The 24,885-nt window shown below is 54.6% G+C and carries 27 protein-coding genes and 2 tRNA genes; 19 read left to right on the top strand and 10 right to left on the bottom strand.

Going from position 1 to position 24,885, the window contains the following annotated elements; all coding sequences use genetic code 11:
- The 4 genes from ACP5PX_RS03155 to ACP5PX_RS03140 form a co-directional block, all read left to right on the top strand.
- Window positions 1-1,207: AAA family ATPase (locus tag ACP5PX_RS03155; RefSeq protein WP_428083871.1), on the top strand; the 1,207-nt coding region annotated here is incomplete at its 5' end.
- Between the two features lie 4 nt (window positions 1,208-1,211).
- On the top strand, window positions 1,212-1,877 hold the full coding sequence (locus ACP5PX_RS03150; RefSeq protein ID WP_428083869.1) for a segregation/condensation protein A: 666 nt from the start codon (window positions 1,212-1,214) through the stop codon (window positions 1,875-1,877).
- Window positions 1,867-2,376, top strand: a complete 510-nt coding sequence (gene scpB / locus ACP5PX_RS03145) for an SMC-Scp complex subunit ScpB (protein ID WP_428083867.1) — start codon at window positions 1,867-1,869, stop codon at window positions 2,374-2,376. The genes ACP5PX_RS03150 and scpB overlap by 11 nt, the downstream gene beginning before the upstream one ends.
- Window positions 2,377-2,419: 43 nt before the next feature.
- The gene (locus ACP5PX_RS03140; protein WP_428083865.1) at window positions 2,420-2,818 is read left to right on the top strand and encodes a 30S ribosomal protein S8e; all 399 of its coding nucleotides are present in this window, start codon (window positions 2,420-2,422) and stop codon (window positions 2,816-2,818) included.
- 19 nt (window positions 2,819-2,837) lie between these two features.
- On the opposite strand, the gene engB is transcribed toward ACP5PX_RS03140, so the two are convergent.
- Window positions 2,838-3,425: a GTP-binding protein EngB gene (gene engB, locus ACP5PX_RS03135; protein WP_428083880.1), complete on the bottom strand. Its 588-nt coding sequence runs from the start codon at window positions 3,423-3,425 to the stop codon at window positions 2,838-2,840.
- A gap of 99 nt (window positions 3,426-3,524) precedes the next feature.
- Here engB and ACP5PX_RS03130 point away from each other — a divergent pair, with 99 nt between their 5' ends.
- On the top strand, window positions 3,525-4,916 hold the full coding sequence (locus ACP5PX_RS03130) for an amidohydrolase (protein ID WP_428083863.1): 1,392 nt from the start codon (window positions 3,525-3,527) through the stop codon (window positions 4,914-4,916).
- 23 nt (window positions 4,917-4,939) lie between these two features.
- Here ACP5PX_RS03130 and ACP5PX_RS03125 read toward each other — a convergent pair whose 3' ends face one another.
- Window positions 4,940-5,227, bottom strand: a complete 288-nt coding sequence (locus ACP5PX_RS03125; RefSeq protein WP_428083861.1) for a MoaD/ThiS family protein — start codon at window positions 5,225-5,227, stop codon at window positions 4,940-4,942.
- 161 nt (window positions 5,228-5,388) lie between these two features.
- Here ACP5PX_RS03125 and ACP5PX_RS03120 point away from each other — a divergent pair, with 161 nt between their 5' ends.
- From ACP5PX_RS03120 to ACP5PX_RS03095, 6 genes are all read left to right on the top strand, one after another.
- Window positions 5,389-6,576 (top strand): argininosuccinate synthase, encoded by a 1,188-nt coding sequence (locus ACP5PX_RS03120; RefSeq protein ID WP_428083859.1) that lies wholly within the window; start codon window positions 5,389-5,391, stop codon window positions 6,574-6,576.
- 48 nt (window positions 6,577-6,624) lie between these two features.
- Window positions 6,625-8,118 (top strand): argininosuccinate lyase, encoded by a 1,494-nt coding sequence (gene argH, locus ACP5PX_RS03115; RefSeq protein ID WP_428083857.1) that lies wholly within the window; start codon window positions 6,625-6,627, stop codon window positions 8,116-8,118.
- A complete protein-coding gene (argC, locus tag ACP5PX_RS03110) occupies window positions 8,115-9,143 on the top strand; it encodes an N-acetyl-gamma-glutamyl-phosphate reductase (protein WP_428083855.1) in 1,029 nt (342 codons plus the stop codon). The genes argH and argC overlap by 4 nt, the downstream gene beginning before the upstream one ends.
- Window positions 9,144-9,203: 60 nt before the next feature.
- On the top strand, window positions 9,204-10,619 hold the full coding sequence (locus tag ACP5PX_RS03105; RefSeq protein WP_428083853.1) for an acetate--CoA ligase family protein: 1,416 nt from the start codon (window positions 9,204-9,206) through the stop codon (window positions 10,617-10,619).
- 32 nt (window positions 10,620-10,651) lie between these two features.
- Window positions 10,652-11,884, top strand: coding sequence for a bifunctional ornithine acetyltransferase/N-acetylglutamate synthase (gene argJ, locus ACP5PX_RS03100; RefSeq protein ID WP_428083851.1), 1,233 nt, complete (start codon window positions 10,652-10,654; stop codon window positions 11,882-11,884).
- 94 nt (window positions 11,885-11,978) lie between these two features.
- The gene (locus ACP5PX_RS03095; RefSeq protein ID WP_428083849.1) at window positions 11,979-13,040 is read left to right on the top strand and encodes a pyridoxal-phosphate-dependent aminotransferase family protein; all 1,062 of its coding nucleotides are present in this window, start codon (window positions 11,979-11,981) and stop codon (window positions 13,038-13,040) included.
- A 19-nt stretch (window positions 13,041-13,059) separates the two neighbouring features.
- Here the strand turns inward: ACP5PX_RS03095 and ACP5PX_RS03090 are convergent, their stop codons facing one another.
- Together ACP5PX_RS03090 and ACP5PX_RS03085 are read right to left on the bottom strand one after the other, a co-directional pair.
- On the bottom strand, window positions 13,060-13,482 hold the full coding sequence (locus tag ACP5PX_RS03090) for a hypothetical protein (RefSeq protein WP_428083847.1): 423 nt from the start codon (window positions 13,480-13,482) through the stop codon (window positions 13,060-13,062).
- A gap of 24 nt (window positions 13,483-13,506) precedes the next feature.
- The gene (locus tag ACP5PX_RS03085) at window positions 13,507-13,794 is read right to left on the bottom strand and encodes a glycoside hydrolase family 113 (protein ID WP_428083878.1); all 288 of its coding nucleotides are present in this window, start codon (window positions 13,792-13,794) and stop codon (window positions 13,507-13,509) included.
- Here ACP5PX_RS03085 and ACP5PX_RS03080 point away from each other — a divergent pair.
- The 3 genes from ACP5PX_RS03080 (at window position 13,750) to amrS (ending at window position 16,211) form a co-directional block, all read left to right on the top strand.
- Window positions 13,750-13,881, top strand: coding sequence for a hypothetical protein (locus ACP5PX_RS03080; RefSeq protein ID WP_428083845.1), 132 nt, complete (start codon window positions 13,750-13,752; stop codon window positions 13,879-13,881). The genes ACP5PX_RS03085 and ACP5PX_RS03080 overlap by 45 nt on opposite strands.
- 178 nt (window positions 13,882-14,059) lie before the next feature.
- Complete coding sequence (locus ACP5PX_RS03075) at window positions 14,060-15,010, top strand: branched-chain amino acid transaminase (protein ID WP_428083843.1); 951 nt, start codon at window positions 14,060-14,062, stop codon at window positions 15,008-15,010.
- 166 nt (window positions 15,011-15,176) lie between these two features.
- A complete protein-coding gene (gene amrS / locus ACP5PX_RS03070; RefSeq protein WP_428083841.1) occupies window positions 15,177-16,211 on the top strand; it encodes an AmmeMemoRadiSam system radical SAM enzyme in 1,035 nt (344 codons plus the stop codon).
- Between the two features lie 10 nt (window positions 16,212-16,221).
- Here amrS and ACP5PX_RS03065 read toward each other — a convergent pair whose 3' ends face one another.
- Window positions 16,222-17,244, bottom strand: coding sequence for an ornithine carbamoyltransferase (locus ACP5PX_RS03065; RefSeq protein ID WP_428083839.1), 1,023 nt, complete (start codon window positions 17,242-17,244; stop codon window positions 16,222-16,224).
- A 183-nt stretch (window positions 17,245-17,427) separates the two neighbouring features.
- Here ACP5PX_RS03065 and ACP5PX_RS03060 point away from each other — a divergent pair, with 183 nt between their 5' ends.
- On the top strand, window positions 17,428-18,702 hold the full coding sequence (locus ACP5PX_RS03060) for a tRNA (N(6)-L-threonylcarbamoyladenosine(37)-C(2))-methylthiotransferase (RefSeq protein ID WP_428083837.1): 1,275 nt from the start codon (window positions 17,428-17,430) through the stop codon (window positions 18,700-18,702).
- Window positions 18,703-18,733: 31 nt separating this feature from the next.
- On the opposite strand, the gene ACP5PX_RS03055 is transcribed toward ACP5PX_RS03060, so the two are convergent.
- The gene (locus ACP5PX_RS03055; protein WP_428083835.1) at window positions 18,734-18,874 is read right to left on the bottom strand and encodes a hypothetical protein; all 141 of its coding nucleotides are present in this window, start codon (window positions 18,872-18,874) and stop codon (window positions 18,734-18,736) included.
- A complete protein-coding gene (locus ACP5PX_RS03050; RefSeq protein WP_428083833.1) occupies window positions 18,871-19,170 on the bottom strand; it encodes a hypothetical protein in 300 nt (99 codons plus the stop codon). The genes ACP5PX_RS03055 and ACP5PX_RS03050 overlap by 4 nt, the downstream gene beginning before the upstream one ends.
- Between ACP5PX_RS03050 and ACP5PX_RS03045 the strand changes: the two genes are divergently transcribed.
- Window positions 19,169-19,735: an AAA family ATPase gene (locus tag ACP5PX_RS03045; protein ID WP_428083876.1), complete on the top strand. Its 567-nt coding sequence runs from the start codon at window positions 19,169-19,171 to the stop codon at window positions 19,733-19,735. The two genes, ACP5PX_RS03050 and ACP5PX_RS03045, sit on opposite strands and share 2 nt — an antisense overlap.
- Before the next feature lie 759 nt (window positions 19,736-20,494).
- Here the strand turns inward: ACP5PX_RS03045 and ACP5PX_RS03040 are convergent.
- A tRNA-Arg gene (locus ACP5PX_RS03040) sits at window positions 20,495-20,568 on the bottom strand.
- A 35-nt stretch (window positions 20,569-20,603) separates the two neighbouring features.
- Window positions 20,604-20,713: transfer RNA gene (locus ACP5PX_RS03035), tRNA-Arg, on the bottom strand.
- 47 nt (window positions 20,714-20,760) lie between these two features.
- On the opposite strand from ACP5PX_RS03035, the gene ACP5PX_RS03030 reads away from it, so the two are divergent.
- Both ACP5PX_RS03030 and ACP5PX_RS03025 read left to right on the top strand, forming a co-directional pair.
- The gene (locus ACP5PX_RS03030) at window positions 20,761-22,041 is read left to right on the top strand and encodes a 2,3-bisphosphoglycerate-independent phosphoglycerate mutase (RefSeq protein ID WP_428083831.1); all 1,281 of its coding nucleotides are present in this window, start codon (window positions 20,761-20,763) and stop codon (window positions 22,039-22,041) included.
- Window positions 22,042-22,091: 50 nt separating this feature from the next.
- Window positions 22,092-22,319: a NifU family protein gene (locus tag ACP5PX_RS03025; RefSeq protein WP_428083874.1), complete on the top strand. Its 228-nt coding sequence runs from the start codon at window positions 22,092-22,094 to the stop codon at window positions 22,317-22,319.
- On the opposite strand, the gene mtnA is transcribed toward ACP5PX_RS03025, so the two are convergent.
- Window positions 22,309-23,328, bottom strand: a complete 1,020-nt coding sequence (mtnA, locus tag ACP5PX_RS03020) for an S-methyl-5-thioribose-1-phosphate isomerase (protein WP_428083829.1) — start codon at window positions 23,326-23,328, stop codon at window positions 22,309-22,311. The two genes, ACP5PX_RS03025 and mtnA, sit on opposite strands and share 11 nt — an antisense overlap.
- 155 nt (window positions 23,329-23,483) lie before the next feature.
- Between mtnA and ACP5PX_RS03015 the strand changes: the two genes are divergently transcribed.
- A complete protein-coding gene (locus ACP5PX_RS03015; RefSeq protein WP_428083827.1) occupies window positions 23,484-24,881 on the top strand; it encodes a DHHA1 domain-containing protein in 1,398 nt (465 codons plus the stop codon).
- The last annotated feature ends 4 nt before the right edge of the window (window positions 24,882-24,885 follow it).

The raw sequence follows: 24,885 nt of genomic DNA, 5'->3' as shown, positions 1-24,885 counted from the left end.
AAAGTTTAACGATGCCCGCGACAAATTCTTGGATCTCTACCGCGCTCTCGGCAAATGTGAATCCTTAAATTCGGCAAAAAATATCTTAAAAGAAATCCGCAAAGTGCTGACTGAGATTTCAGGGATTGTGGAAAGGATCTCAAGCGGAATTGAGCCCCAAAAGATCAAACAGATGGATTCAACAAAAGACGATGAGAGAAGGTTGCGCGAGGAGCTGGCTGGTCTGCAGCGCACGCACGAAGAATTGGTCAGGCAGGCTACGGAACTAAACGTGAAAATAAAAAATGCCCAGATGAAGCTAAAGGAGGCCGATTCAAAAGAAAAAGAAATTAGAAAATCGATTGAATCGCTTGTGGGTGGAAGAGAAGCCCTGCGACAGAAACTGGAATCGGTAACCAAGCGGGAAAGAGAGCTGGAGACCAAGATCAGAAACATGGAAGGCGACTTGCAACGGCTTCAAATCCAACGGGACGCTCTAGATGGTGAGCTGAAAGAGATAAATTCCAATTTGAAAAAAATCGGTGAAGTGAGCTTGCCCAAAGATGTTGACGCGGGGGAGCTAGAAAAAAGAGCCCAAGAAATAGAAGCCGAACTCTCATTGCTCAGCGAGAGGGTGAACCTCAGGGCCATTCAGGATTTCAGGGAATCGGAGCGCAGATACAATGAAGAAAAAGCGAAGTACGACAAGCTGACTGCGGAAAAACAATCCTTGCTGAACTTTATGGCTGAAATTGATGAAAAAAAGAAACAGGTCTTTATGAAGACGTTCAACGAGATTTCAAAACAATTTACCCAAATTTTCAAAGAACTCTCGCCCAACGGCGACGCCATGCTGAAGCTGGAGAACGAGCAATCGCCCTTTGACGGTGGGCTTGAAATAATCGCCAGGCCGGAGGGATCGGGTGCCGCCTACATCGGCTCATTGTCCGGCGGCCAGAAGGCCCTGACGGCGCTGGCCTTCATATTTGCCCTGCAGCGCTACCGACCGACCACTTTTTATGTCCTCGACGAAATAGACGCCCATTTGGATCCGAAAAACAGGACGAGGGTGGCCGAGATGCTGCGGCAGTTCTCCAGGGATTCCCAGATTGTGGTGATAACCCTGCACGACTCAATAATGTCCGTAGCCGACAGGCTCTTCGGGGTGACGAAGGAAAACGGCATTTCCCGGATCTATTCGGTTGAGCTATCCGGAGTCGGGAGTTGAGAGGATGACAAATTTTACCGATCAGCCCATACAAACGCTTCTCGAGCTTGTCCAGCAGCATAAGTTGGATCCCTGGGATATCGACATTGAGAAGTTGACCTGGCTTTACATCCAGCGCGTGCGGGAGATAGTCGAGATCGACCTGAGGGCCTCGGGGCGTGTGCTGCTTACCTCATCGGTGCTACTGCGAATAAAGTCCGACCACGTGCTGAACGGACACGCCAAGAAAACCGATGGTGAGGAACTTGAGGAAATGCTCGATCTAGACCTACCGGACTTGGGCCAGATACACATTATTCAGTCGACACCCCGAAAGATAACGCTGGAAGACCTCCTTGGAGCGCTCAAAGAAGCCCTCTCGGAGGTCCCTGAGAGAAAGCCTGTAGTCAAAAATAAAATTGAAAAAGTTGTCCATACCGTTGACGAATACGAAATTAACATACTGAAACACATGGCAATTCTGCACAGGAGAATTCTGGAACTGATGGAGTCAGGAAAGAGTCTGACCTTCAGTGCCCTAATTGGGGAGAAAACTAGGGTTGCCATCGCCAGGATTTTGCTTCTCCTGCTTTATCTCTGCGCCGAGGGCAAGATATCCCTAGAACAGCCCGAGATGTTCGGAGAGATCTACATCTCGGTTCCAAAGCAGGGTGCCAAGGATGGGAATTAAACAGGACCGGGCCACAATTGAAGCGGCGCTCTATGCCGCTGACCGTCCTTTAACGCTGGCGGAGATCAAAAAATTGGTTGGCACATCGTCGGAAACTTACGTCAGAAAAATAATCGAGGATTTGAAAAGGGAGTATAGCAAAAAAGGAGGACCCTTGAACCTAGTGGAAACTGGCAAGGATACCTTTACCCTCCGCCTCAACGAAGAGTACATCCCCAAGCTTGAAGGGGTTATCCCTAAAATTAGGCTCACCCGTGGTGCAATAAAGACCTTGGCCATGATTGCCTACAACCAGAACATCTCACAGGCGAAAATCGCGGAAATACGGGGCAACCGGGTCTATGATCACATCAGGCAACTGGTCAGCCTAGGCTTTGTGGAGTCAAGGCCCTTCGGGAGGACCCGCATGCTTCGGACCACCAAGAAATTCGCCAGCTACTTCGGATTTGAGGATGATATGGATAAGATCCGGGAGGAGATTCAGAACCGCCTCCGATGACTTTCTTTATATATGATGAAGACATAACTCCTGTGGTGTTGCTATGGCAAGGTGGCAGGGTAGATCCCTGAAGAAACCTAGCGGCGGAAGAATCTGGCCGAGCCGCCACAAGCGCAAGCGTGAGATGGGCAGCGAATTTCTCGAGCCAAAAAAAGGGGCAAAAAAAGAGATTAAAAAGCGTGTTTTTGGCGGCGGCGAGAAGAAGAAGCTTCTCTACGCTGATGTCGCCAACGTTGTGGATCCAAAAACCGGCCGCGCTCAGAAGGCTAAAATCATAACCGTGGTCCAAAATCCGGCCGACATGCATTTTGTTCGAAGAAATATCCTGACTCGGGGCGCAATCATCGAGACCGAGCTGGGTAAGGCAAAGATCACCAGCCGCCCAGGACAAACCGGCACCGTCGAGGCGGTACTAATCGAGTCTAAAGGCGAGGGGAATTAAAATCCGTGAAATGAAATTTTCATTTCAACCAGCCAATATAGCGCCCTAAGCCGGCAGCATGCATCCTCTGCTTGATGAGATTTTTAAGCTCGGGAATACCTTCCCCCGTCTTTGCTGAAAGGGGAACGAAAATATCAGTCCACTGGCGCCAGGGCGGCGGCAGACCCAGCTTTTCACAGATATCATCCAGAACAGCGTCACGGTATGCTCGAGGGATAAGATCTATCTTGTTAGCGACCACGAGGGGGTTCAGATTTAACTCGCCCAAAAAGGAAAACATTTCAGCATCCACCGGAATCTGGCCCCTTCTCTGCCACCTTTCCGCTATCTCTGAGAAAGAACGGGCGTCCAAAATTTCCAAGGCAAAAATTATCCTCTTCCGGTTTCCTTCGAGATATCGGACTATCTCAGTTTTAATCTTTTCTTGGAGAAATTTTGGGACCCCGCTCATGAAACCAAAACCCGGCATATCAACGATCTCCATTTTGCCCAAATTATAGCGGGTTATCCTCCGGGTGACGCCAGGTCGCCTGCCAATGACGACTTTCTTACCCGTGAGCTGTCTGATGATGCTGGATTTACCGACATTGGACCTTCCGACCAGCACAATCTCCAACCGAACCCCAGATACAAAAAGAGGCCGATCAGGTTGTTTAACGTTTTGGAAAGGCTAAAGAGGAAAAACGTCGTAAAAAAATTGAGTCTGATGGCCGACTTGATACTTAAGAATGCGACGGTGGTCACCATGAACCGCCGCCGCGAAATAATCCAAGACGGCGCCGTCGTCGTTGAAGGAAACAGGATAATCGAAGTTGGAAAAACAAAAAAGGTGAAATCTTTACATCGGACGGACCTGGAGATAGATTGCAGCGAGAAACTAGTTCTCCCGGGACTGATTGACTGCCACGTTCACTTGGCGCAGGCATTGATCCGAGGCTGCGCTGATGACTTGGCGTTAATCCCGTGGTTGAAGGAAAGGGTTCTGCCGCTTCAGGGAACATATACTTCGAAGGAGGGTGAACTGAGCGCCAAGCTCTGCTGCCTCGAGATGATAAAATCAGGAACCACAACCTTTGTGGAGAGCCTGCTGCACTGGCGCTACGGATTCGACGAAATCGCCAAGGTCGTTGAAAAGATAGGCATCCGCGGTGTTTTATCCAAGTCGCTGATGAACACACCGGGATACGCCGACCAGAAAAACGCCATTCCCGAAGGTATGGTTGAGGACGGCGAAACCACGTTAAAACAGACAATTGGGATGATCAAACGCTGGCACGGAAAGGCGAACGACAGGATTCATGTTTGGTTCGGCGCCCGAACACCCGGCGCCTGCACGGTCGACTTTTACCGCGAGATCTCTGAAAGGGCAAAGGAATACAAAACCGGGATTACAATCCACCTCGGCGAAGTGAAAAAGGATATCGAATATCTGCGGCGGGAGTTCGGGATGACCCCTATGGAATTCATGCGCCACTGTGGAATCGTTGGTCCCCATGTGATATATGCCCACGGTGTCTGGATTCCTCCGGAAGATTTCAAAATTCTGCGGGAGACGGGCGGGACGGTGTGCCACTGTCCGGCGAGCAATCTGAAGCTGGCCTCGGGGTTTGCCCCGATTCCAGAGATGTTAAACGCTGGCGTCAACGTGGCGCTTGGGTGCGATGGCGGCCCCAGCAACAACTGTTACGACATGATACGTGAGATGAAGCTGGCGGCCCTCATTCACAAGGCAAGGCTCTTGGACCCGGAGGTGCTCCCCGCCGAAACGGTGCTCGAGATGGCCACCCGGAACGGGGCCGATGCGACGCTCTGGAGGAACAAAATCGGTTCCATTGAAAAGGGAAAAATTGCTGATCTGATTGTGATTGATTTGCACAAGCCACATTTGGTGCCAGTTCGAAATCCTGTATCAAACCTAGTCTACGCGGCTAACGGTAGTGACGTTGAGACCGTCATCATTGATGGAAAAATTGTCATGAAAAACCGCAGAATAACGAGCATCAACGAAGAAGAAGTGGTACAAGAGGCGATGAAGGCAGGATTAGAAATCGATAAAAAGCTGGGGCTAAACATCAAATCAAGATGGCCGTTGAAATAGTTGGCCCCGAAACCGGACATGGATCACGATGAATCCGGCTCGCTCTTGGCTATCAAGACCTCATCCTTGTGCTTCAGCTTGGTGTAAATGCCGCGAAGGTGACGGATGCGTCTGCCGTTGATAAGAATCTCGTAGCTCCCCTTGGCCTCCCCTGTGGTCGGGTCCAGCACCAGCTCAACTAGTTTAGGGTGTCTGCGACTGAGCTTCATCAACAAAGTGTCTACGGTCTCGTCTTCATCAATCGGTATCTTTATCATGTCGGTGCCTGCTTGCTTGCGTAGCTCATCACTCAATCTGACAACAACTTCCATCCAATCACGATTTTATGATTTGGTGTTTTGTCGGCATTTGCTCGGAACCGATTTAGTTTTAACAATTATAACACTGCTGAAGGTCTCTAAAAGGCTTTTTGGTAGCGGGGCAAGAGCATAACAATTTAAATCTGGGAAAGTGGTAAAGGTGGTTGATTGCTATGGCTGAAAAAGTCGTGCTCGCGTTCTCGGGCGGGTTGGACACCAGCTTCTGCACAGTTTACCTCAGGGAAGAGAAGAACTTCGACGTTATCACCGCCACCATCGATACCGGCGGGATGAGCAACGAGGAGCTGGAATACATCGAGAACCGCTCGAAGGAGCTGGGGGCGATCAAACACTACTTTGTCGACGCCAGAAAGGAAATCTTTGATGAGATAATTTCCTACATCATAAAAGCCAACGCGCTTTATCAGGGCGTCTATCCCCTCATGTGCTCCGACCGCTACATCATCGGAAAGCACATCGTTGAAATCGCGAAAAAGGAAAACGCCAAAGCGGTTGCCCACGGCTGCACGGGCGCGGGTAATGACCAAGTCAGGATCGACGTAACCGTCAACAGCCTAGCCCCTGAACTTCAGATTCTCGCACCCACGCGGGAACTGGGCATGCGTAGGGAGCAGGAGATAGAATATCTGGAGAAGAGAGGCTTCAAGGTCAAGAGCGAGACTAAAAAATACACGATAAATGAGAACATCTTTGGAAGAACCATCTCCGGGTCTGAAATAGATGAGAACCAAGCACCAAGCGAGGAGGCCTGGGTCCTAACCAAGGTCACTAAAACCGAACCGGAATCGGTGCGGATTTCCTTTGAAAAAGGCGTGCCGACCGCAGTCAACGGCAAAAGGATGTACGGGGTGGACCTGCTCCACAGGCTAAATCAGATCGCCGGGGCTCACGGTTATGGGCGTGGGTTGTACATCGAGGACGAGACCTTCGGGATAAAGGGTTACCAGGCTTTCGAGGCACCAGGGCTGCTCCTTCTGATTGAAGCCCACCGTGCGCTCGAAAATCTGGTCTTAACCCACCAACAGCTCAACCTCAAGAACCAAGTGGGCAACATCTACGCCGAACTTTCCTTTAGGGGGCTGTTCTATGAACCAGTGATGAGGGATATTGAAAAGTTCCTTGACTCCACCCAAGAGGTCGTCACCGGGGAAGTCACCATGAGGCTGCAGGGGATGTCCGCCATGCAGGAAAGCGTCACCTCACCATTCTCCCTGATCAATGAAAGAATAGCGCGCTACGCCCAAGCGGCTGGCTGGAAGGGCTCGGACGCTGAGTCCTTCATCAAGATTTACGGCCTGCAACAGAGAATCGCGTGGTCCCGAAAGAAGCCTGAGGGCTAGAAAATTGAGCCCGTGTAAACCCACTTATAACTGGCGAAATAATTAAGAATGGGTGTTGGATTGTTACGCCGGGGGCGCTTTGCGCGGCCTATGGAACCTGCCGCGAGCGAATATATTTCATCGATGAAGGACGATTCGGTAATTTTCCACCCTGTTGTCCAGATTAACATCGCCCACACCATCATGTTGGCTGAGCAGGGGATCATTTCAGGAAAAGAAGCCGCAGCGATCCTAAGGGCTCTGCACGAACTGCACCGCGGCGGAATTTCCAAACTTGACCTGAGGCCGGAGCTGGAAGACATCCACATAGCAGTGGAGGAGTTTGTGACAAAGAAAACTGGGGAAGAGATCGGGGGCAAGCTGCACACGGCGAAGAGCAGAAATGATCAGGTGGCGACGGCAATCCGGCTCGCCCTCCGCAAAAAGCTGCTTGACTTGGAAGAGAGACTGCTGGGGCTGGCAAGCACCCTACTGGCACAGGCGGAGAAAAACATCGACACCATCATGCCGGGATACACTCACCTTCAGATTGCGGAGCCAACCACTCTCAGTCACCACCTTTCGGCTTACGTCACGGCATTTCTCAGGGATATCGAGAGAGTTGAGCACGCTTACGAACTGACCGACACCTGCCCCATGGGCGCCTGCGCCTTTGCCGGCACCAGTTTTCCCATTGACCGGGAGATGGTTGCTCGGCTGCTGGGATTCAAAAAAGTGGGGGAGAACACTATGGACGCGGTCGGCTCACGCGATTTTGCCCTTCAGGCGATGAGCGCTGCCGCCATCGCCATAGACAACCTCAGCAGGCTGGCGGAGGAGATAATACTCTGGTCCTCAGCGGAATTCTCCCTGATAGACATTCCCGATGAGTTTTCGGCGACGAGCAGCATCATGCCACAAAAGAAAAATCCCGTGGTCGCGGAGCTGGCCCGGGCCAAGGCCGCCAAGGTGATCGGCAACCTAGCTGGCGCCCTGACCTTGGTGAAGGCCCTGCCCCAAGCCTACAACCTTGACCTTCAAGAGCTAACGCCTTTGCTCTGGAACTCAATTGACGAAACCGTCAGCAGTCTAGAGGTGATGGCAAAGCTTGTCGCATCCATAAAGCCGAAACGAGAGGAGATGCTGGCGCGTGCCAAACGTGGTTTCTCTGTGGCCACCGAGCTTGCGGCCAATCTGGTGCGGGAGGCCGGAATCTCCTTCCGGGAGGCCCACTCGGTGGTGGGGCGGATGATTTCCATGGCAATCGCAAGCAACCGAACTGCCGGAGAACTCACCGTGGAAGACCTGAAAAGGGCCTCACATGAAGTCATCGGCAGGGAAATAACCCTGAATCCGGAAAAACTGAGGAAAGCCCTAGACGTCGAAAATTGTTTGGCCTCAAGGAATGTGGTCGGTGGGCCGGGTCCAAAGGCGATAAGACGGCAACTAACTGCTTTAAAGCAAAGAATTCAAACCCACCATAAAAAACTGTGGACTTGGAGGCGCGCGGTGACAAAGGCGGAGGAGAGGCTGCTAAATGAGGCGGAGGGGCGGTTAAGATGACCGCGGGCGTGGCTATCGTGGGGGCATCGGGGTATACTGGCGCGGAACTCTTCAGGTTGCTGGCAAACCACCCCAAAATAAAAATTGTTGGGGCCTACGGCATGAAAAATACCGGAAGGGATGTCAGCGAGATACACCCGCACCTGCACGGCATCGTCGACCTGAAAATCGAGGAAATTGATTGCGAAAAAATCTGCAAGACAGCCGATTTAGTCTTCACCGCCACGCCGCACGGTGTAGCCATGAAGCTAGTCCCGGAGCTGCTGAAAGGAAACAGCAAGGTCATCGACTTGAGCGCCGACTATCGGTTTGATGAAGTTAAAACGTTCGAAAGATATTACACCAAACACGAGAGTCCGCATCTGAAAGGGGTCTACGGGCTCCCAGAACTCTACCGGGAGAAGATCAAAATTTCTAATCTGGTGGCCAATCCGGGATGTTTTCCGACCGCGGTCATCCTCAGCCTAGCGCCGCTGGTAAAGGAAGGGCTGATTGACTTGGACCACATCATTTTGGACGCCAAAACCGGAACCTCCGGGGCCGGTGCCACCCTCACCGAATCAACCCACCACCCGGTAGCCGGGGCCAATGTAGCGGCATACGCGGCGACCACCCACCGCCACACCCCAGAGATAAATCAGGAGCTAAGCAAGCTGGCCGGCCGTGAGGTCAGGGTTCATTTCACCCCACACCTGCTACCACTTATCAGGGGCATCCTTTCCACCGCCCACGTCTTTCTTAAAAAATCAATGGAAAAGACTGAGCTGCTGAAAATTTACCGCGAGTTCTACGGAGGGGAGCCCTTCGTGCGCGTGAGGAAGGAACTCCCCCAAATCAACTATGTGGTGGGATCCAACTACTGTGACATAGGGCTGGAGCCTGAAGCTGAAGGCGGGCGCGTCGTTGTCGTTGCGGTGATCGACAACCTGGTAAAAGGGGCCTCGGGACAGGCGGTCCAGAACATGAACCTCATGCTCGGCTTTGACGAGACCGAGGGTCTGCGCGGCCCCGCCCTGCGGCCCTGAAAAAGATATCCTTAAAACCTCAGTGGTGCGTCTTTTTACGATGAAACGTGGGTGAAGGCGATGGTGGCAGCTGCGGAAGGTCCTCAATCAATTGCACCATTTTTCAACCCCAAATCAGTCGCGGTAATCGGGGCCAGTTCCAAACAGAAGAAGATTGGCTACGTGATTGCAAAGAACTTCATCGAAAGTTTTCAGGGAAAGCTCTTTCTCGTAAATCCCACCGTCCAAGAAATCCTTTCCCACAAATGCTACCCCAGCATCAGCTCGGTTCCCGACGACGTAGATCTGGCCGTGATCGCCGTCCCGGCCAAATCGGTTGCGGAGGTGTTAAAGGAGTGCGGGGAAAAGGGAGTTAGAGCCGTCGTGATAATATCCAGCGGTTTTAGGGAGAGTAGTGAAGATGGCGCCAAAATGGAGGAAGAGCTGCTGAACCTTGCTAGGAAGTATCGCCTTAGAATGATGGGCCCCAACTGCATGGGCGTCTTCGATTCCACCACGATGGTCGACACCCTCTTCATACCGCGCTACCGGCTGAAACGGGCGCCGCGGGGGAAAATCGCCTTTATCTCCCAGAGCGGGGCCTCGGGAATAGCCTTCCTTGACTGGGCGGCCGGGGAAAGAATCGGCATTAGCAAGTTCGCCAGCTATGGCAACGCGACGGATGTCGACGAGGCTGACCTTCTGGATTTTCTGGCTACTGATAAAGAGACCAAAGTCATCGCCATGTACCTTGAGGGCATAAAGGAGGGCAGGAAGTTCGCTCGGATAGCCCGCGAGGTGACCAAGGAAAAACCGGTAATCGTCCTGAAAACAGGTGCCACGGAAGCCGGGGCTAAAGCAGCGCTCTCGCACACGGGATCGCTATCAGGAACTGACGAAATATTCAATGCCGTGGTGAAGCAGACGGGGATGATAAGGGTCTCCGATTGGGAGGAAATGTTCGATATCGCCCGGGCCCTCGCCTATCAGCCTGCGGCCCGAGGGAACCGAGTGGCTGTGATAACCAACGGTGGCGGTGCCGGGGTCATGATCGCAGACGAGATGGAAAAACAAGGGATAAAACTTGTCGAGTTGGGCGAAAAAACCGTTGCTCGTCTGAAGGAAAAGTTCCCCCCGCATGTAACCCTGCGCAACCCGATGGACCTCGGCGGCGACGCGGACAACGAGAGATTCCGGGAAGCCATAAGCGCCGTAATCGATGACGAAGCGGTGGACTCTCTGCTCTTGGTCTGTATACCGCACACACCCTCCATCGACCTCGAATCCTTTGTAGACATGGTCGTGGACACTAAGGGTAAGAACGAAAAACCCGTTGTCGTCTGTCTTCCCGGAGGTCGGGTGTCTTTGGAAGTGAGGGAGCTTTTTGAGGAAAACGGGATACCGACCTACCCCACTCCTGCCCGAGCGGCGCTTTCCCTTTCGGCTCTGGTGAAATATGGGAAGCTGAAAAATAGTGACCAAGCCATAAAGAATTAAGGGGGAATGTTTCCCTTTTCATTGGTGGCGGCATGACCACGGTTCTCGAAGGGGGCATCACCGAGGTTCTTGGATTTCTGGCCGCGGGGGTTCGAGCAGGCATCAAGCGACGTGGACTGGACATCATGCTGATAGTCAGTGAGGATGGTCCGGTTACCGCGGCCGGAGCGTTTACCACTAATCTGGTCAAGGGAGCTCCGGTAATTGTGACCTCGAAAAACATTCGAAGGGGGAAGCTTGGAGCCATCGTGGCCAACTCAGGTATCTCCAATGTCTTTACCGGGGCTCGCGGCCTTCGCGACGCCCGCCGCATGGCCCAGCTGACGGCGCGCCTGCTCAAGCTGCGCCCCTACCAGGTGGGCGTTGCCTCGACCGGATTAATCGGCGCCTTTCTGCCCATGCGCAAGGTTGAGGCCGGGATCCGCGCGGCAGTGAAGGAGCTTTCCAACTCCAGGGAAGCCAGCCTCAACGCGGCCAAGGCCATCATGACGACGGACACCACACCCAAAGAGATCGCGGTTCAGATTGAGCTTGAAGACGGCACCCCGGTTAAGATCGGTGGTATCGCTAAAGGGGCCGGGATGATCTCTCCAAGGATGAAAACGGCCACGATGCTTGCCTTCGTCGTCACCGACGTCTCGATAACACCTGACGCGTTGAGGGCGGCGCTTCAGCCGGCGGTCGACGAGAGCTTTAACATGGTCAACATCGACGGCGACATGAGCACCAGCGACATGGTTCTGGTCATGGCGAACGGTCGGGCGAAAAACCGCCGAATCACCCTGGAGAAGAAGGATGAAGAGTTCTGCGAGGGGCTCAAGTTCGTGCTCACCGAGCTGGCTTGGATGATCGCCAAAGATGGGGAGGGCGCCACGCATCTAATCGAGGTATTGATCAAAAATGCGAAAAACTCGGAGGAGGCGAGGATGGCCGCACGAGCCGTGGCCGGTTCAAACTTGGTTAAGGCCGCAGTTTTCGGCAAGGATCCGAACTGGGGACGCATCGCCTGTGCTCTGGGCTACTCCGGGGCGACATTTGACCCTTCAAAGATCAGCATCGAGCTGGTCAGCGAAAGGGGGCGGGTGGACCTCGTGGTTAAGGGAAAACCCGCTTCCAAGCGCGCGCTGGAAAGGGCGCGCGACCTCCTCCGCAGCCGGGAGATAGAGATCCATGTGGACCTAGCTCAGGGCAAGGCCTGCGCCACCTCCTGGGGTTGCGACCTAACCTACGACTACGTGAGGATTAACTCAAAGTACACCACGTGAACTCAACACCGCAATTAATCAAACCAAACGAACCGTTGCCGAGGGGTTGAAACTTATATATAAACATGATGATTTCATTATGCGAGGTGTCGCAATGAAGCTATTCACCGTGGGTCCGGTCGCGTGCAGGCCTGAGGTCCTCGCAGAAATGGGGCGGCAGATGTTCAGCCACCGGAGCGAGGAGTACAAACAGCTGCACCGACAGACTGTGGAGAGGCTGCAAAAGTTTTTGGAGACAAAAAACCAGGTCTTTCTCTTTCCGAGTTCCGGATCCGGTGTGATGGAAGGGACGGTGAGGAACTGCGTGGAGAGAAAAATGCTCTGCTGCATCAACGGTGAGTTCGGCAAGCGCTACGCGGAGGTCGGAGAATCAAACGGGAAGGAGGTCGAGCGGCTGGAGACTGAGCTGGGCAGCGCGGTTACTCCGGAGCAGCTGGAGGAAAAACTATCCCAATACCCTGACGTCGAGGCGGTGGCAATCACCTACAACGAGACCAGCACCGGGGTGATAAACCCGCTTCCGGAGCTGGCCAAGGTGGTGAAGGAGCACGACAAGCTGCTCTTCGTTGACGCGGTGAGCGCCATGGGCGGAGCCGATATCAAGGTTGACGAGTGGGGGATTGACGTCTGCTTTACCAGCTCCCAGAAGTGCTTCGGTGTCCCTCCCGGCCTCGCCGTGGCCAGCGTCAGCGAGGAGGCGCTGCGGAGATCGGAAAGGGCCAAAAACAAGGGGTGGTACTTCGACTTCAAGCTATATGAAAAATACCAGGAGGAATGGGGAACCCACATGACCCCACCGGTGCCCCAGATAGCGGCTCTCAACAAGGAACTGGAGATCATCGAAAAAGAGGGCGGCAAGGCCAAGCGGCTGGAGCTCTACCAAAGGCGCAGCGGCAGGATCAGGGAGGGGATCGAGGCCCTAGGCCTTTCGCTTTTCCCAAAACCGGGCTGTGAAAGTCCCACTGTTTCCTGCGTCCGAGCACCGAAGTCGATGAGCGGCCTCGAGGTCTACAAGCGGATGAGGCAGAAGGGGTTCGAGCTAGCCAAGGGTTACGGATCACTAAAGGACAGCACCTTCAGGATTGGCAACATGGGATATATCCTTCCCGGGGACATCGAGGAGATGCTCCAAGCCCTCGCAGAAGTGATTAAATAGAGAAAACTTGGGGGAAAAATTAGCTAAACGCATTGAAGCGGGTGTAGAGCAGTTTCAGAACTTCCTCGGCGGTCTTTGCTCGAATGCCAGAGCCCTTGCAGTCGTGATCCATGAAAGAGTAGCCGAAGGAATAGGTTCCCTGCACCCAAGAAGTTCCAGCGATTGCCTGAAGAACTGCCTCGTAGGCATCGGCCTGTTCCTGCCAGTCGCTGGCCACCGATGTATCTTCAGGCAGGAAATCATCTATCTCCCGGGAATAAACCCCATACTTTTGCATTGTGGACCCATCAGCCGAGCAAAAGGCCACCTCGGAAAAGATAATCGGTTTGTCAAATCTTATAAATGGGCGGGTAGGTATCCTGAAGGACCTGCATCGCCTAGTCTTCATTGTGCTGTAAGTGTCCGTGGAGGTCTCGGCCACTTTCCACCACTTGTCACCCAAGTAATCCAGCTCACCGTACCAATCTTATTGGGGCCGATCCACATAGTAATCTACGGTGATGGTCCCGGGGTAGACCTGCCGGATTTCGGAGATTAAGTCCTTCCACTTCTGGTTGATGTAGGCGGCCGATGTCGGGTTATCATCGTCGTGCCAGCTAAAGTTGGCCAAGATGAGCATCTCCACGCCCTCTTTCTGGGCTATATTTGCCCCGTAAAGGTAGAACGTCTTTAATTCGTTGAAGAAGGCATCATACCATTTGTTGGTGTTGTGGTCGAAGTTGGTGCTGTTGTGGTGGTCGGCGCAGTTGACGATGGAGCCGGGTTAAAAACAAAATATACGCCGGCTACAACTACAACCGCACAAATTGCCAAGACGCCTGCAAGTGAAGTTTTCATCTGATGTGCCTAAGCTGCTTTGTGCAGTCCCCATATGAGCATTTCCAGCAACTGCGGAAAAACGGCAATCGAATGTGATTGAATTAACCGTTTTTCAACTGTAAAATTCGAGGCGAAATTATATTAAAACCAAGACGCACGGCGCCGCTTGCTAGAAAATTTTCAGGATACGGTTATAAGAAATGAGCGTAATCGTGTTTTTGGTTCAGATGTCGCTGACCCCGACGAAATACATCTGGATGAACGGCAAGCTGGTTCCCTGGGCTAAGGCCAAGATCCATGTTCTGACGCACACCCTCCACTATGGGATGGGCGTCTTCGAGGGCATCAGATGCTACCGGACCGACAGGGGGCCGGCGGTGTTCCGGCTCAAAGACCACATCCGGAGGCTGGAAAACTCCGCCCGGTTGGTCGGGATGAAACTTCCCTATTCTGCGAGCAGGTTGATCCGAGCCACCAAGGAGACGATAAAGGCCAACAGCATTCAGGAGTGCTACATCCGCCCCATCGCCTTCTACGGTTACGGCGTCATGGGGCTGAACCCGGAAGGGTCGAAGGTCGACGTGGCGATAGCGGTGTGGCCTTGGGGGACATACCTGGGGGAAGAGGGGCTCAGAAAAGGTGTCCGGGCCAAGATATCGCGATGGCGGAGGATCCACCCGAGCATCCTGCCCCCGCAGGCAAAGGTGGTGGCGAACTACGCCAACTCGATACTGGCAAAGGTCGATGCCCTTGAGTCGGGCTTCGATGAGGCGATCCTGCTCAACCTGGATGGGAAGATAACCGAGGGGCCGGGGGAAAATGTGTTCCTCGTCAAGGGGGGCAGGCTCCTCACGCCACCCATCTCCTCAGGGGCCCTTTCCGGGATAACGAGGGATTCCGTGATCAAGATAGCTCAGGATGAGGGAATCGAATGCGAGGAAAAGGATCTCTCGCCGGAGGACCTCTACACGGCGGATGAGGCCTTCTTCACCGGGACAGCCGCTGAGATCACCCCAATCCGGGAGGTTGATGGCCATAAGATAGGCGGGGGAACAAGGGGGCCGATCACGGAGAGGCTCCAGCACATCTACTTCAACGCCGTGAGGGGAGGGGAACCCCGATACCGCTCCTGGCTGGATTACGTCAAATAACGCGCGCCGTGGATTCGGTGCATTTGTTATAAATATAACAAATATTCGAGCGGCGCGTTTGTTATATATATAACAATTACAGCCGGCGAACCGTTTTTCTTCAAAGCAATACATCTGCCGGCCTGATAAGCTGATGGTTTAAGCCGGCGGGAACGAATTGAAAACGATGGACCCGGCACAACCCTGGATCCGGAGCGCCCTTCTTTATGAGAAACTAGGCGAGAATAGGGTAAAATGCCGTCTCTGCGAAAGGCGCTGTAAGATTCCGGCAGGCCGAACCGGGTATTGCCGGACGAGAAAGAACATCGACGGAAATCTTTACACGTTAAACTACGGCAACGTCTCCTCAATCTTCGCCAATCCGATTGAGAAGAAGCCCTTCTACCACTTCTGGCCGGGCAGCATTGCCCTGACCGTGGGCGGCTGGAGCTGCAACTTCGCCTGTCCCTGGTGCCAAAACTGGACCATCTCCAAGTCACCGCCAGAGCTGCAATCGGCCAGCTACCTCAGCCCAGAGGATTTCGTGAAACGGGCAATAAGAGAAAGATGCCAAGGGACATCCATCTCTTTCAACGAGCCCACGTTGATGTTTGAGTACTCGCTCGACGTCTTCCGGTTAGCCCGCAAGCACGGCCTCTACAACACCTTTGTCAGCAACGGCTACATGACCACCCAGGCCCTCCGCGAGCTGCACGAGGCGGGCCTCGACGCCATCAACATCGACGTCAAGGGAGACGCCAGCGTGGTCCGGAGCTACTGCGGCGCTGACGTGGATGTTGTCTGGCGGAACGTGCGGGAAGCAAGAAAGCTCGGAATTCACCTAGAGATAGTCAACTTGGTCATCCCGGGAGTAAACGACCGGGAGGATCAATTACGGGAGCTGGTCAGGCGCCACCACCGCGAGGCCGGGAGGGAAACACCTCTTCACTTCACCGCCTACTATCCGGCCTACAGGTTCAAGGCACCGCCAACGCCCGTCGCCACCCTGGAGCGGGCCTATAGCCTAGCTCTCGCGGAGGGGCTGGAGTTCGTCTACATCGGCAACGTCCCGGGACACCGATGCGAAAACACTTACTGCCCGGGCTGCGGGGAACTTCTCCTCCGGCGCTACGGTCTAGAGCTACTGGAATCCAGACTGAAGGACAAGAGGTGCCCCCGGTGCGGCCGTGAAATTCCGGTCGTCGGCAGGATAAACGCCTAGCCCCTTCAGCTCACAGCGGCACTTCCTTCGCCATCGTCAGCGCCAGCGTGGCCATCTTGGCGTAGAAGTTGTCGTCGGCCTGCTTGTAAATCACCGAGTTCGGGCCGTCCATGACCGCGTCGGTGGCCTCCTCCCCGCGCATCACGGGCAGGACATGCGTCACAATCGCCGGCCGGCCCATCAGGTCATCCACGTGCCTCTGGTCCAGCATCCAATCCCGGTATTTATTATAAATAGCGATCTCATTCTCCACGCCGAACTTGCTCGCGCCGACCCTGAGAAACTCCGCCGTGCCCCAGCTGCGCGGGAAGACGACGTTGGCCCCTTTGAGACCCTCCTCAAAGTCATGGCAGATCTCGAAGCTGCCGCCACTCTCCTTCGCGTTCTGCTTGGCCCATTCGATGATCTTAGGGTCGATGTCAAAGCCTTCGGGGTGAGAGAGCGTGACATCCATGCCAAACCTCGTGGCGATCAGCACTTCCTCCTGGATGCTGCACCTCCCCCGCGGCTTGCTCGAGTAGGCCCAGGTGATGGTGTACTTCTTGCCCGCGAGCTTGCCCAACTCCTCCTCAACCGTCATGATATCGCCCAGCCCCTGCGTGGGGTGAAAAGTGCAGTCGGCCATATTGATCACCGGCACCTTGGCGGCCCGGGCAAACTCCCGAACGACCTTCAGCCCAGCGCCGTAAACAAAATCGATGTACTTGTCCAGAATTCTGACGCCAATCCCATCCGCGTAGGAATCGTACATCCTCGCCATGTCCTTCACCGCCTCCTCCATCCTCGTCGTAGAAACGTCGATGAAGGCCGGATGTCCGCCCAGTATCGCGGTGGCGGCCTCGAAGGCACCGCGCGTCCGAGTAGATGGGGCGTAGAACAGCATGAAGAAATTCCTGCGGTCCAAAAGCCTGGGCGGCCTTTCCCCCTTCTTGACAATCTCCCTCAGCTTTCTCGCCACGGCAATGGCGTGCCGGAGCTCCTCAACGCTCCACTCCTGGGTGGTAATAAAGTCCCTTCCGTAAAGCTCGACCATCAAAACACCATCAGCCATTAGTCCGGAATCATTTTATAATTTACGAAGCGCCCGCAACTGCCACGAAACTGCTGGCTACTTTCCAGCGCTAGCTATTTTCAGGTGGAGGCTTAAATTTGAAACAACCGCTCCCGACGGAAAAGCTGCCCGGAAACTGCGGTAAAATGCCTCGGAGTGAGGGGAATGCCAAAAGTACACGTCATGGTCCATGGCTGCAGCTCCAACGTTGCTGACTCTGAAATTGCTCTGGGCCTCCTGAAACGGGCGGGCTTTGAAATCGTCGATAACGCGGAACAGTCCGACCTGAACATAATTTTCACCTGTAATGTGAAACTAACCACTTTTCACCGGATGCTCCACGAAATTAAGAAACTGACGAAAACCGGTAAGCCGCTCGTTGTGGCTGGCTGTGCCGCGAAAGCGGAAGGGAAGTTGATAGAAAAGTTGAATCCCAAAGCCTCCCTGCTGGCACCTGACTGTGTCGAAAGTGTAGTTGAGGCTACCAGAGCGGCGCTGGAGGGGAAGAAAACAGTTTTTTTGGAGGACAAAAACAAACCCAAACTCAACTTACCGCGATGGAGAAAAAATTCAGTAATTGGCATTGTGCCCATCGCCCGCGGCTGCCTGCAGAAATGCAGCTATTGTCATGAGCCCTACCGGGGCAAGCTCTTCAGCTACCCATTGGAAGGAATAGTCGAGGAAGTTAGAAGGGCCGTGGCCGAAGGATGTAAAGAGATCTGGCTCACCAGCTTAGACAACGGCTGCTATGGCCTGGACATCGGGACCAATCTGGTGGAGCTGTTAAAGGCGGTATGTGAGGTCGAGGGAAACTTCTTCATCCGGGTGGGTATGATCAACCCGTTGTACGCGAAAAACATGCTGGAGGAGCTTCTCGAGGTCTATCAAGATAAAAAAATTTTCAAATTCATCCACCTTCCGGTCCAGTCGGGATCGGACAAAATCCTCAGTCTGATGCGGCGCGGTTACAGAGCAAATGAATTCGTGGAAATCGTGGAAAAAATCAGACAAAGGATACCCGAGATAACTCTGGCGACTGACATCATAACCGGATTTCCCGGAGAGAGTGATTCCGATTTCCAACAAACTCTGGAACTAATCAGGAAAATTAAACCTGACGTAACCAACGTGTCCAAGTTCGGTTCTAGGCCGTGGGTCGAGGCCTCAGGCCTTAAGCAACTTCCAGGAGATGAGGTTAAAAAAAGATCCAAAGAGGTATTCAACCTGTGTCAAAAGACTTGGCTGGAAAAAAACGAAAAGTGGGTCGGCTGGAAGGGGAAATGCCTGATCGACGAAAAAGGCAAAGGGCAAACCTGGATTGGCAGAAACTTCGCCTACAAACCAATCGTGATCAACTCAACGGACGACCTGTTGGGGAAGTCATTGGAAGTCGAAATCATGGACGCAGCACCTACTTACCTGTATGGAAAGATCTCCTAGAAATTCAACCGATTTGAACCTTAAGTTCTATTTATCTCGATTTTATCCATTCTGCGATGTCCTGGACCACGGCTTGGTCAACATTGCCGGCAATCTGATACTCCGCAGGACCGGGCACACCGGTGCCGGAGATGAAAAGGTGGTTGAGGTTTTCATAGAGTTTAAAAGTCACGTCCTTCCGCTCAGCCCTTCTTTCCACCCATTAAAGTCCTCCAAGGTAACTTGATAGTCACGTCCTCCCTGCAGGATCAACATCGGTATACTGAGCTCTTTCGCAACTTCAACGGGATTATACGCCATCAGGTCCTCCCAGTAAGCCCTAGAGCCTCCCAGGACTATCTCCCCGGTGGCGATGTCGTGCTCTTTAATCCTCCTGACCATTTCTCCAGTCACATTTAGATGCTCGGCCTCCGCATCATCTATCCTTCCGTCTAAGAAGGCAAGATAACGAAGCTGATCCAGCACCATATCGGGCAAGTCCAGCCTGCTGATCCTGTTCCGCCAGAAGCTGGCTGGGGAGAGCAAAAGAGTAGCATACATTAACCTAGAAGACGGCAGGATTAAGGATGCGCCGGAAATCCTCGACGAAGTACTGAAGTGGTTTGGAGACGAAGGGTACCTACTGCTGGATGAGATAACCAGTGTCCGGGACTGGGAAGGGTGGCTCGCCCGCAACCACGAGATGCTGAAAGGAAAACTCCAACTGCTCGTGAGTTCATCGCGAAAAAAGCTTGCGGTGCCCAGCAAGCCCCTTAGAGGGGGGGTGCTGCCGTACGAACTCTATCCCCTGTCATTCGAAGAATTCCTGCAGTTCAGCGGCATAGAGTTCGAGCCCACGACCGCCGGGATGGGCAAAATAGAAAAAGCACTGCAAGACTACCTCATCTACGGCGGCTTTCCAGAAGTTACCCTCGTCGGCGAAAAAACAGAAAAAGTTAGACTGTTGAACTCCTATTTTAAGGACATCGCCGGCCTTGATGTGGCGGAGATGGCGGAGGAAACGGTAACGACGGTGGAACTCTTCGGGAAGTAAGTCGTTGAAACACCTTCTCCGCCTCAAAGTGTTTGAACTTCTTCAAAAGCCTCGGCCATAAAATCGGCAAACAGAGCATCCTCGATCTGGAAAACACTCACAGGATGGTTGCCCGTTCTTTTTCGTCCCCATATTTTCGTACAGCATAAAGGATAGATCACAGTACCTGAGAAAAGCGTATCTCGGCGACACCGGATTCATGTATGCGGTGAGCGGAAAAGTTGATATGGGTCGGCTATTCGAAAACGCTGTATTCTTGGAGCTGAAGAGACGGCTGCCCTAGAACCATGAAATCCATTACTGGAAAGACCAGAGCAGAGTTGAGACGGATTTTGTGATTCGGGAGGGGACTAAGGTGAAAGAACTGATACAGGTAGTGACTGATGTGAGCGAATCGACGAAAAAACGAAGTCCGGGGGCTCGTTGCGTGCGCGAAGGAATTTGGTTTTGAGGAAGGCACGATCATAAGGATGTTGAAAAAACGGAAAAAATTGAAGGGATAAAAATACGTTTCCTCCCTATATGGAAGTGGCTGTTGAAGCGCAGCTGAGGATCCTTCAATTAGGACCAGAAATACCGTCTATCACTGCCACTATTTTTAAAGGAGTTTCTGTAGAAAAAAGCCGGAGGGATCGTCAGGCGATTGTTCAGATTCGGTCGTTCTCGCCAATGGCTAACGTGGGACCCGGCCAGATATGTAAGATTTCATTCGTCTACGCGGCTCCAGCGGTGCCAGCATATGGGACTTGTTTAACGGTGCGGGCCGGACGGGATTCGAACCCGTGTTGCAGGCTCCGGAGGCCCGCGTCCTATCCAAGCTAGACTACCGGCCCATTGCTATCTCATCTCCAGAAAATAAGAATTGAAGTGGCGGGCCCGGTGGGATTCGAACCCACGACCTACAGGTCTCTCCCCCATCAGCCCGAAGCCCTGCGGGTGCTTTCACTTGCCGCGCCATCCAGGCTGCGCCACGGGCCCCACACTATTTTTTTACTACCAAATTAGTATGTATGTAGGTTGATTGGATGAAAACCCTTCTCATCATCTGCGACGGGATGGCCGACCGCCCCATCCCCGCGCTGGGCTACAAAACGCCGCTCGAGATAGCCGACACGCCCAACATGGACTGGCTGGCCAAGCGCGGCATTAGTGGGATAATGGACACGATCGCCCCGGGGACGACACCCGGAAGCGATACCGCCCACCTGGCTTTGCTGGGGTACGACCCCTACCAGACCTACACAGGAAGAGGGCCATTTGAGGCCGCGGGGGCCGGCATCGACCTGAAGCCGGGAGACATCGCCTTCAGGGTCAACTACGCAACCGTGGACAAAAACTTGGTCGTCACCGACAGAAGGGCGGGAAGAATTCAGGAGACCAAGGCCCTTGCCGAGGCGATCCAAAACATCAAGCTCAAGGGGGCCGAATTCATCTTCAGGAGCACCGTCGGCCACCGGGCCACGCTCGTGCTCCGGGGCAAGGGACTCTCGCACGAGGTCTCCGACTCCGACCCCCACGAGGAGGGCAAAAAGCCGCTGAAGGTGGTGCCACTTTTGCAGTCGGAAGAAGGAGCCGTGCCCGCCTACCCCATCATCGCCGGCGGCGTCAGAAAATACGTGATGCGCCGGAGGTGGGCTGCCAAGACCGCGAAGCTGCTCAACGAGTTCTCCCAGAGGGCCTACGAGGTCCTGAAAAAGCACCCGGTCAACATCGAACGCGCCAAGAACGGCCTGCCGCCGGCCAACTACCTGCTCATTCGCGGCGGCGGCGTGGTCCCCCACCTGGTCCCTTTTTACCAAAGGTTCCGGATCAAGGGGGCCTGTGTGGCCGCCGCGGCGCTGGTGAAGGGCGTCTGCAAACTGGCCGGGATGACTGTGGTCGATGTCCCGGGCGCCACCGGCGGCGTCAACACCGACCTCAACGCCAAGGCCAAGGCGGCACTGCAACAGCTCCAAGACCACGACCTCGTCCTACTCCACGTCAAGGGTTCTGATGAAGCCAGCCATGACGGAAACATCAAGGCCAAGATAGAGATCATTGAGCGGGTGGACTCAATCATCAACCAGTTCATCGACTCCTTTGACTTCATCGCCGTCACCGCCGACCACACCACATCGATCAGCGTCAAAAACCACACCGCCGACCCCGTCCCCGTGGTCATCTCGGGCCCGGGCGTGCGCACCGACGATGTCAGGACCTTCAGCGAGCGGGCGGCGGCCAAGGGTGGCCTGGGCAGAATCCGCGGCAAATACCTCCTCCCAATTATCATTGACCTGATGGGCAAGAGCTCCAAGTTCGGAGCCTGACCATCAACAGGCTTAAACGATGGTCAAACTAGTTCTATGTGTGTGATTTAATGAGGGAAGAAGTCGAGGCCGCGATAGAGAAAATCCGACCAGCGCTGCAGGCCGACGGTGGCGACGTCGAACTCGTCGACGTGACCAACGATGGCGTCGTCAAGGTGAAGCTGGTTGGGGCCTGCGCCGGCTGTCCGATGTCGACCATGACTCTAGCCTTCGGCATCGAGAGAGAGCTGAAAAAGCAGGTACCGGGCGTGAAGAAGGTCGTGGCAGTCAGCCTTTGAAGATTTTTGCCAGCTCACCTGGTCTGACAACGCCTCGCTCGGTGATGAACGCGGTGATGAAGCGGGCCGGGGTGACGTCAAAGGCAGGGTTGAAAACTTTAACACCCTTGGGCACGACCCTGACCCCGCGGAAGAAGATCACCTCCTCAGGGCGCCTTTCCTCAATCGGTATCTCGGCGCCGGTCCTTAGCTTCAGATCAACCGTGCTCGTCGGGGCCGCGATGTAGAAGGGTATCCCGTGCTCCTTGGCCAGCACCGCTATGGAATAAGTCCCGATCTTGTTGGCGGCGTCCCCATTTGCGGCAATTCGATCAGCACCGACAACGACCTTATCCACCTTGCCCTGCGCCATCAGATATCCCACCGTCCCGTCCGTGACCACGGTGACCGGAATCCCATCACGGCTCAGCTCCCAGGCCGTCAGCCTAGCCCCCTGCAGCAGCGGCCTCGTCTCGGTGGCGATGACCTCGATCTTCCTGCCGGCGCTCCACGCTGCGCGAATCACGCCCAGAGCCGTGCCATAGTCGACCGTCGCCAGTGAACCCGCATTGCAGTGCGTCAGGACCAAGTCACCGTCTTCCAGCAACACCGCACCGTTCTCGCCTATCTTCCTGTTGACCGCAACATCCTCCTCGGCGATTGCCTCCGCCTCACTAACTACGGCTTTACGGATGCCCTCGACATCCGCGGCCGATCTCGCGGCGCGGAGGGCCCGCTCCAGGCCCACGAACAGGTTGACCGCGGTCGGCCTAGTTCTCCCGATTCTCCTGCCCGCCCGCTCCAGCTCCCGCAGGAGCTCTCCCCTTGTCCTAGCCCGGCTTCTTAAGGCGGTGACGGCCAGCGCCATCGCTGCCGCCGCCGCCAGCGCCGGCGCCCCTCGGATCTTCATTTCCTCGATGGCCACGGCCACCTCCTCGGCGCTCCGGCATCTGACCCTCACCAGCCGCTGAGGCAGCTGCGTCTGGTCAATCAGAACCACCTCATTGCCGCGAAGTTCTATGGTCCTCAAAACATCACCAACCATCAACTTTGGAACCGGCGACTAAAAAGTTGTTTCGCCGCAATTGAGTGAATGTGGAAACACCATCACGGGAACAATATTTTTCGACCGCAAAATTTACACCATACCCAATATAAAAGAATTTGTTGATAAAAGGTATCTCTATGCTGAAGATCGCTAGGAAGGCGGCGGAACTGATAGAAAAACACCGGCACCGCACCATCGAGATAATCTCCCACCTGGACTGCGACGGCATTTCTGCGGCGGCCCTCCTCTCCAAGGCGCTGGACCGCCTCACCATCCAGCACAACGTCAGGTTCGTGCGCATGCTCTACCGGGACGTTGTCGAAGAGCTCGAGCCCGCCGACCTGACCATTTTCACCGACCTGGGAAGCTCGCAGCTGGAGAACCTAGGAAAAAAATTCCGGGGCCACGACGTCATTATAGCCGACCACCACGACCCCGTCATGTCCGAGGGCTGGCCGGAGCTGGTGCACCTCAACGCCCACCACCACGGCCTGGACGGAATGCAAGAGATCAGCGGGTCTGGGGTTACCTACCTGATCGCCCGAGAGCTGGACCACGACGGACGTGACCTCTCGGCGCTAGCGGTAATCGGAGCCATCGGCGATATCCAGAACTCGTGGGGTACTTTCCGCGGCTACAATCAGGAAATTTTGAAAGAAGCGGTCGAGTCGGGGCTCGTCACCAAAAACAAGGACCTGATGCTTTACGGCCGCTACTCCCGCCCGGTCTTCAAGTCGCTGGAGTTTTTCACCGACCCCTACATTCCGGGTGTGAGCAACTCTCCCGCGGGCTGCATCGGGCTGCTGAAGGACCTCTGCATTCCGCTCAAGAATAGCGAGGGCTGGCGCCGCCTTGCCGACCTCGACGAAAGGGAAAAGCAGCGGCTGGCCTCGGAATTAATCGCGCGCGCCTACATGCACGTTCCTGAAGAGCTGGTGAAATTCGTCCCTGGGCTGATCATCGGCGAAGTCTACACGCTGACCCAAGAGAAGGGCTGGCCACTGCTGCAGGACGCGGCGGAATTCTCCACCTGCATCAATTCCACCGCCCGCCACGAGCAGCCGCTGATCGGGCTGGAGGTCGCCAAGGGTGATCGCGGCGGCTATTACCGGACCATGCTCAACCTCCTCCACCAACACCGGCGCAGCATCGCCAGGGGCCTGGAGTTCCTCACACTTGGAGAGATAAAAACGGGGCCCCGTGGTTATCTGCAGTACTTCGACGCCACCGGAGTGATCAAGGACCTGTTTGTCGGGACCGTCACCAACCTGGCGCTCGGCAACTGCAGCTGTGACCCCTACCGGCCGCTGGTGGGGGTGGTGAGGGAAAACGGGCGGGCCAAGATCTCGGCGCGGTGCTCGCGGCTTCTGTTTTTAAAGGGCTTCAACATGTCGCGGGCCATCCGGGCCGCGGCGGAGGCCTGTGGTGGAGAAGGCGGCGGTCATGCCGTGGCCTGCGGGGCAGAAATCGGCGAGGAAAAAGTCCCTCGATTTTTGGAAAAATTTGAGGAACTGCTGCTGGCACAGGCTAGGTGAAATA

The sequence above is a fragment of the Hadarchaeum sp. (SeqCode) genome (genome assembly GCF_049969415.1).
Lineage (GTDB): Archaea > Hadarchaeota > Hadarchaeia > Hadarchaeales > Hadarchaeaceae > Hadarchaeum.
The sequence above is the reverse complement of the archived record's forward strand: the minus strand, read 5'-3'. Positions and strand labels throughout refer to the sequence as shown.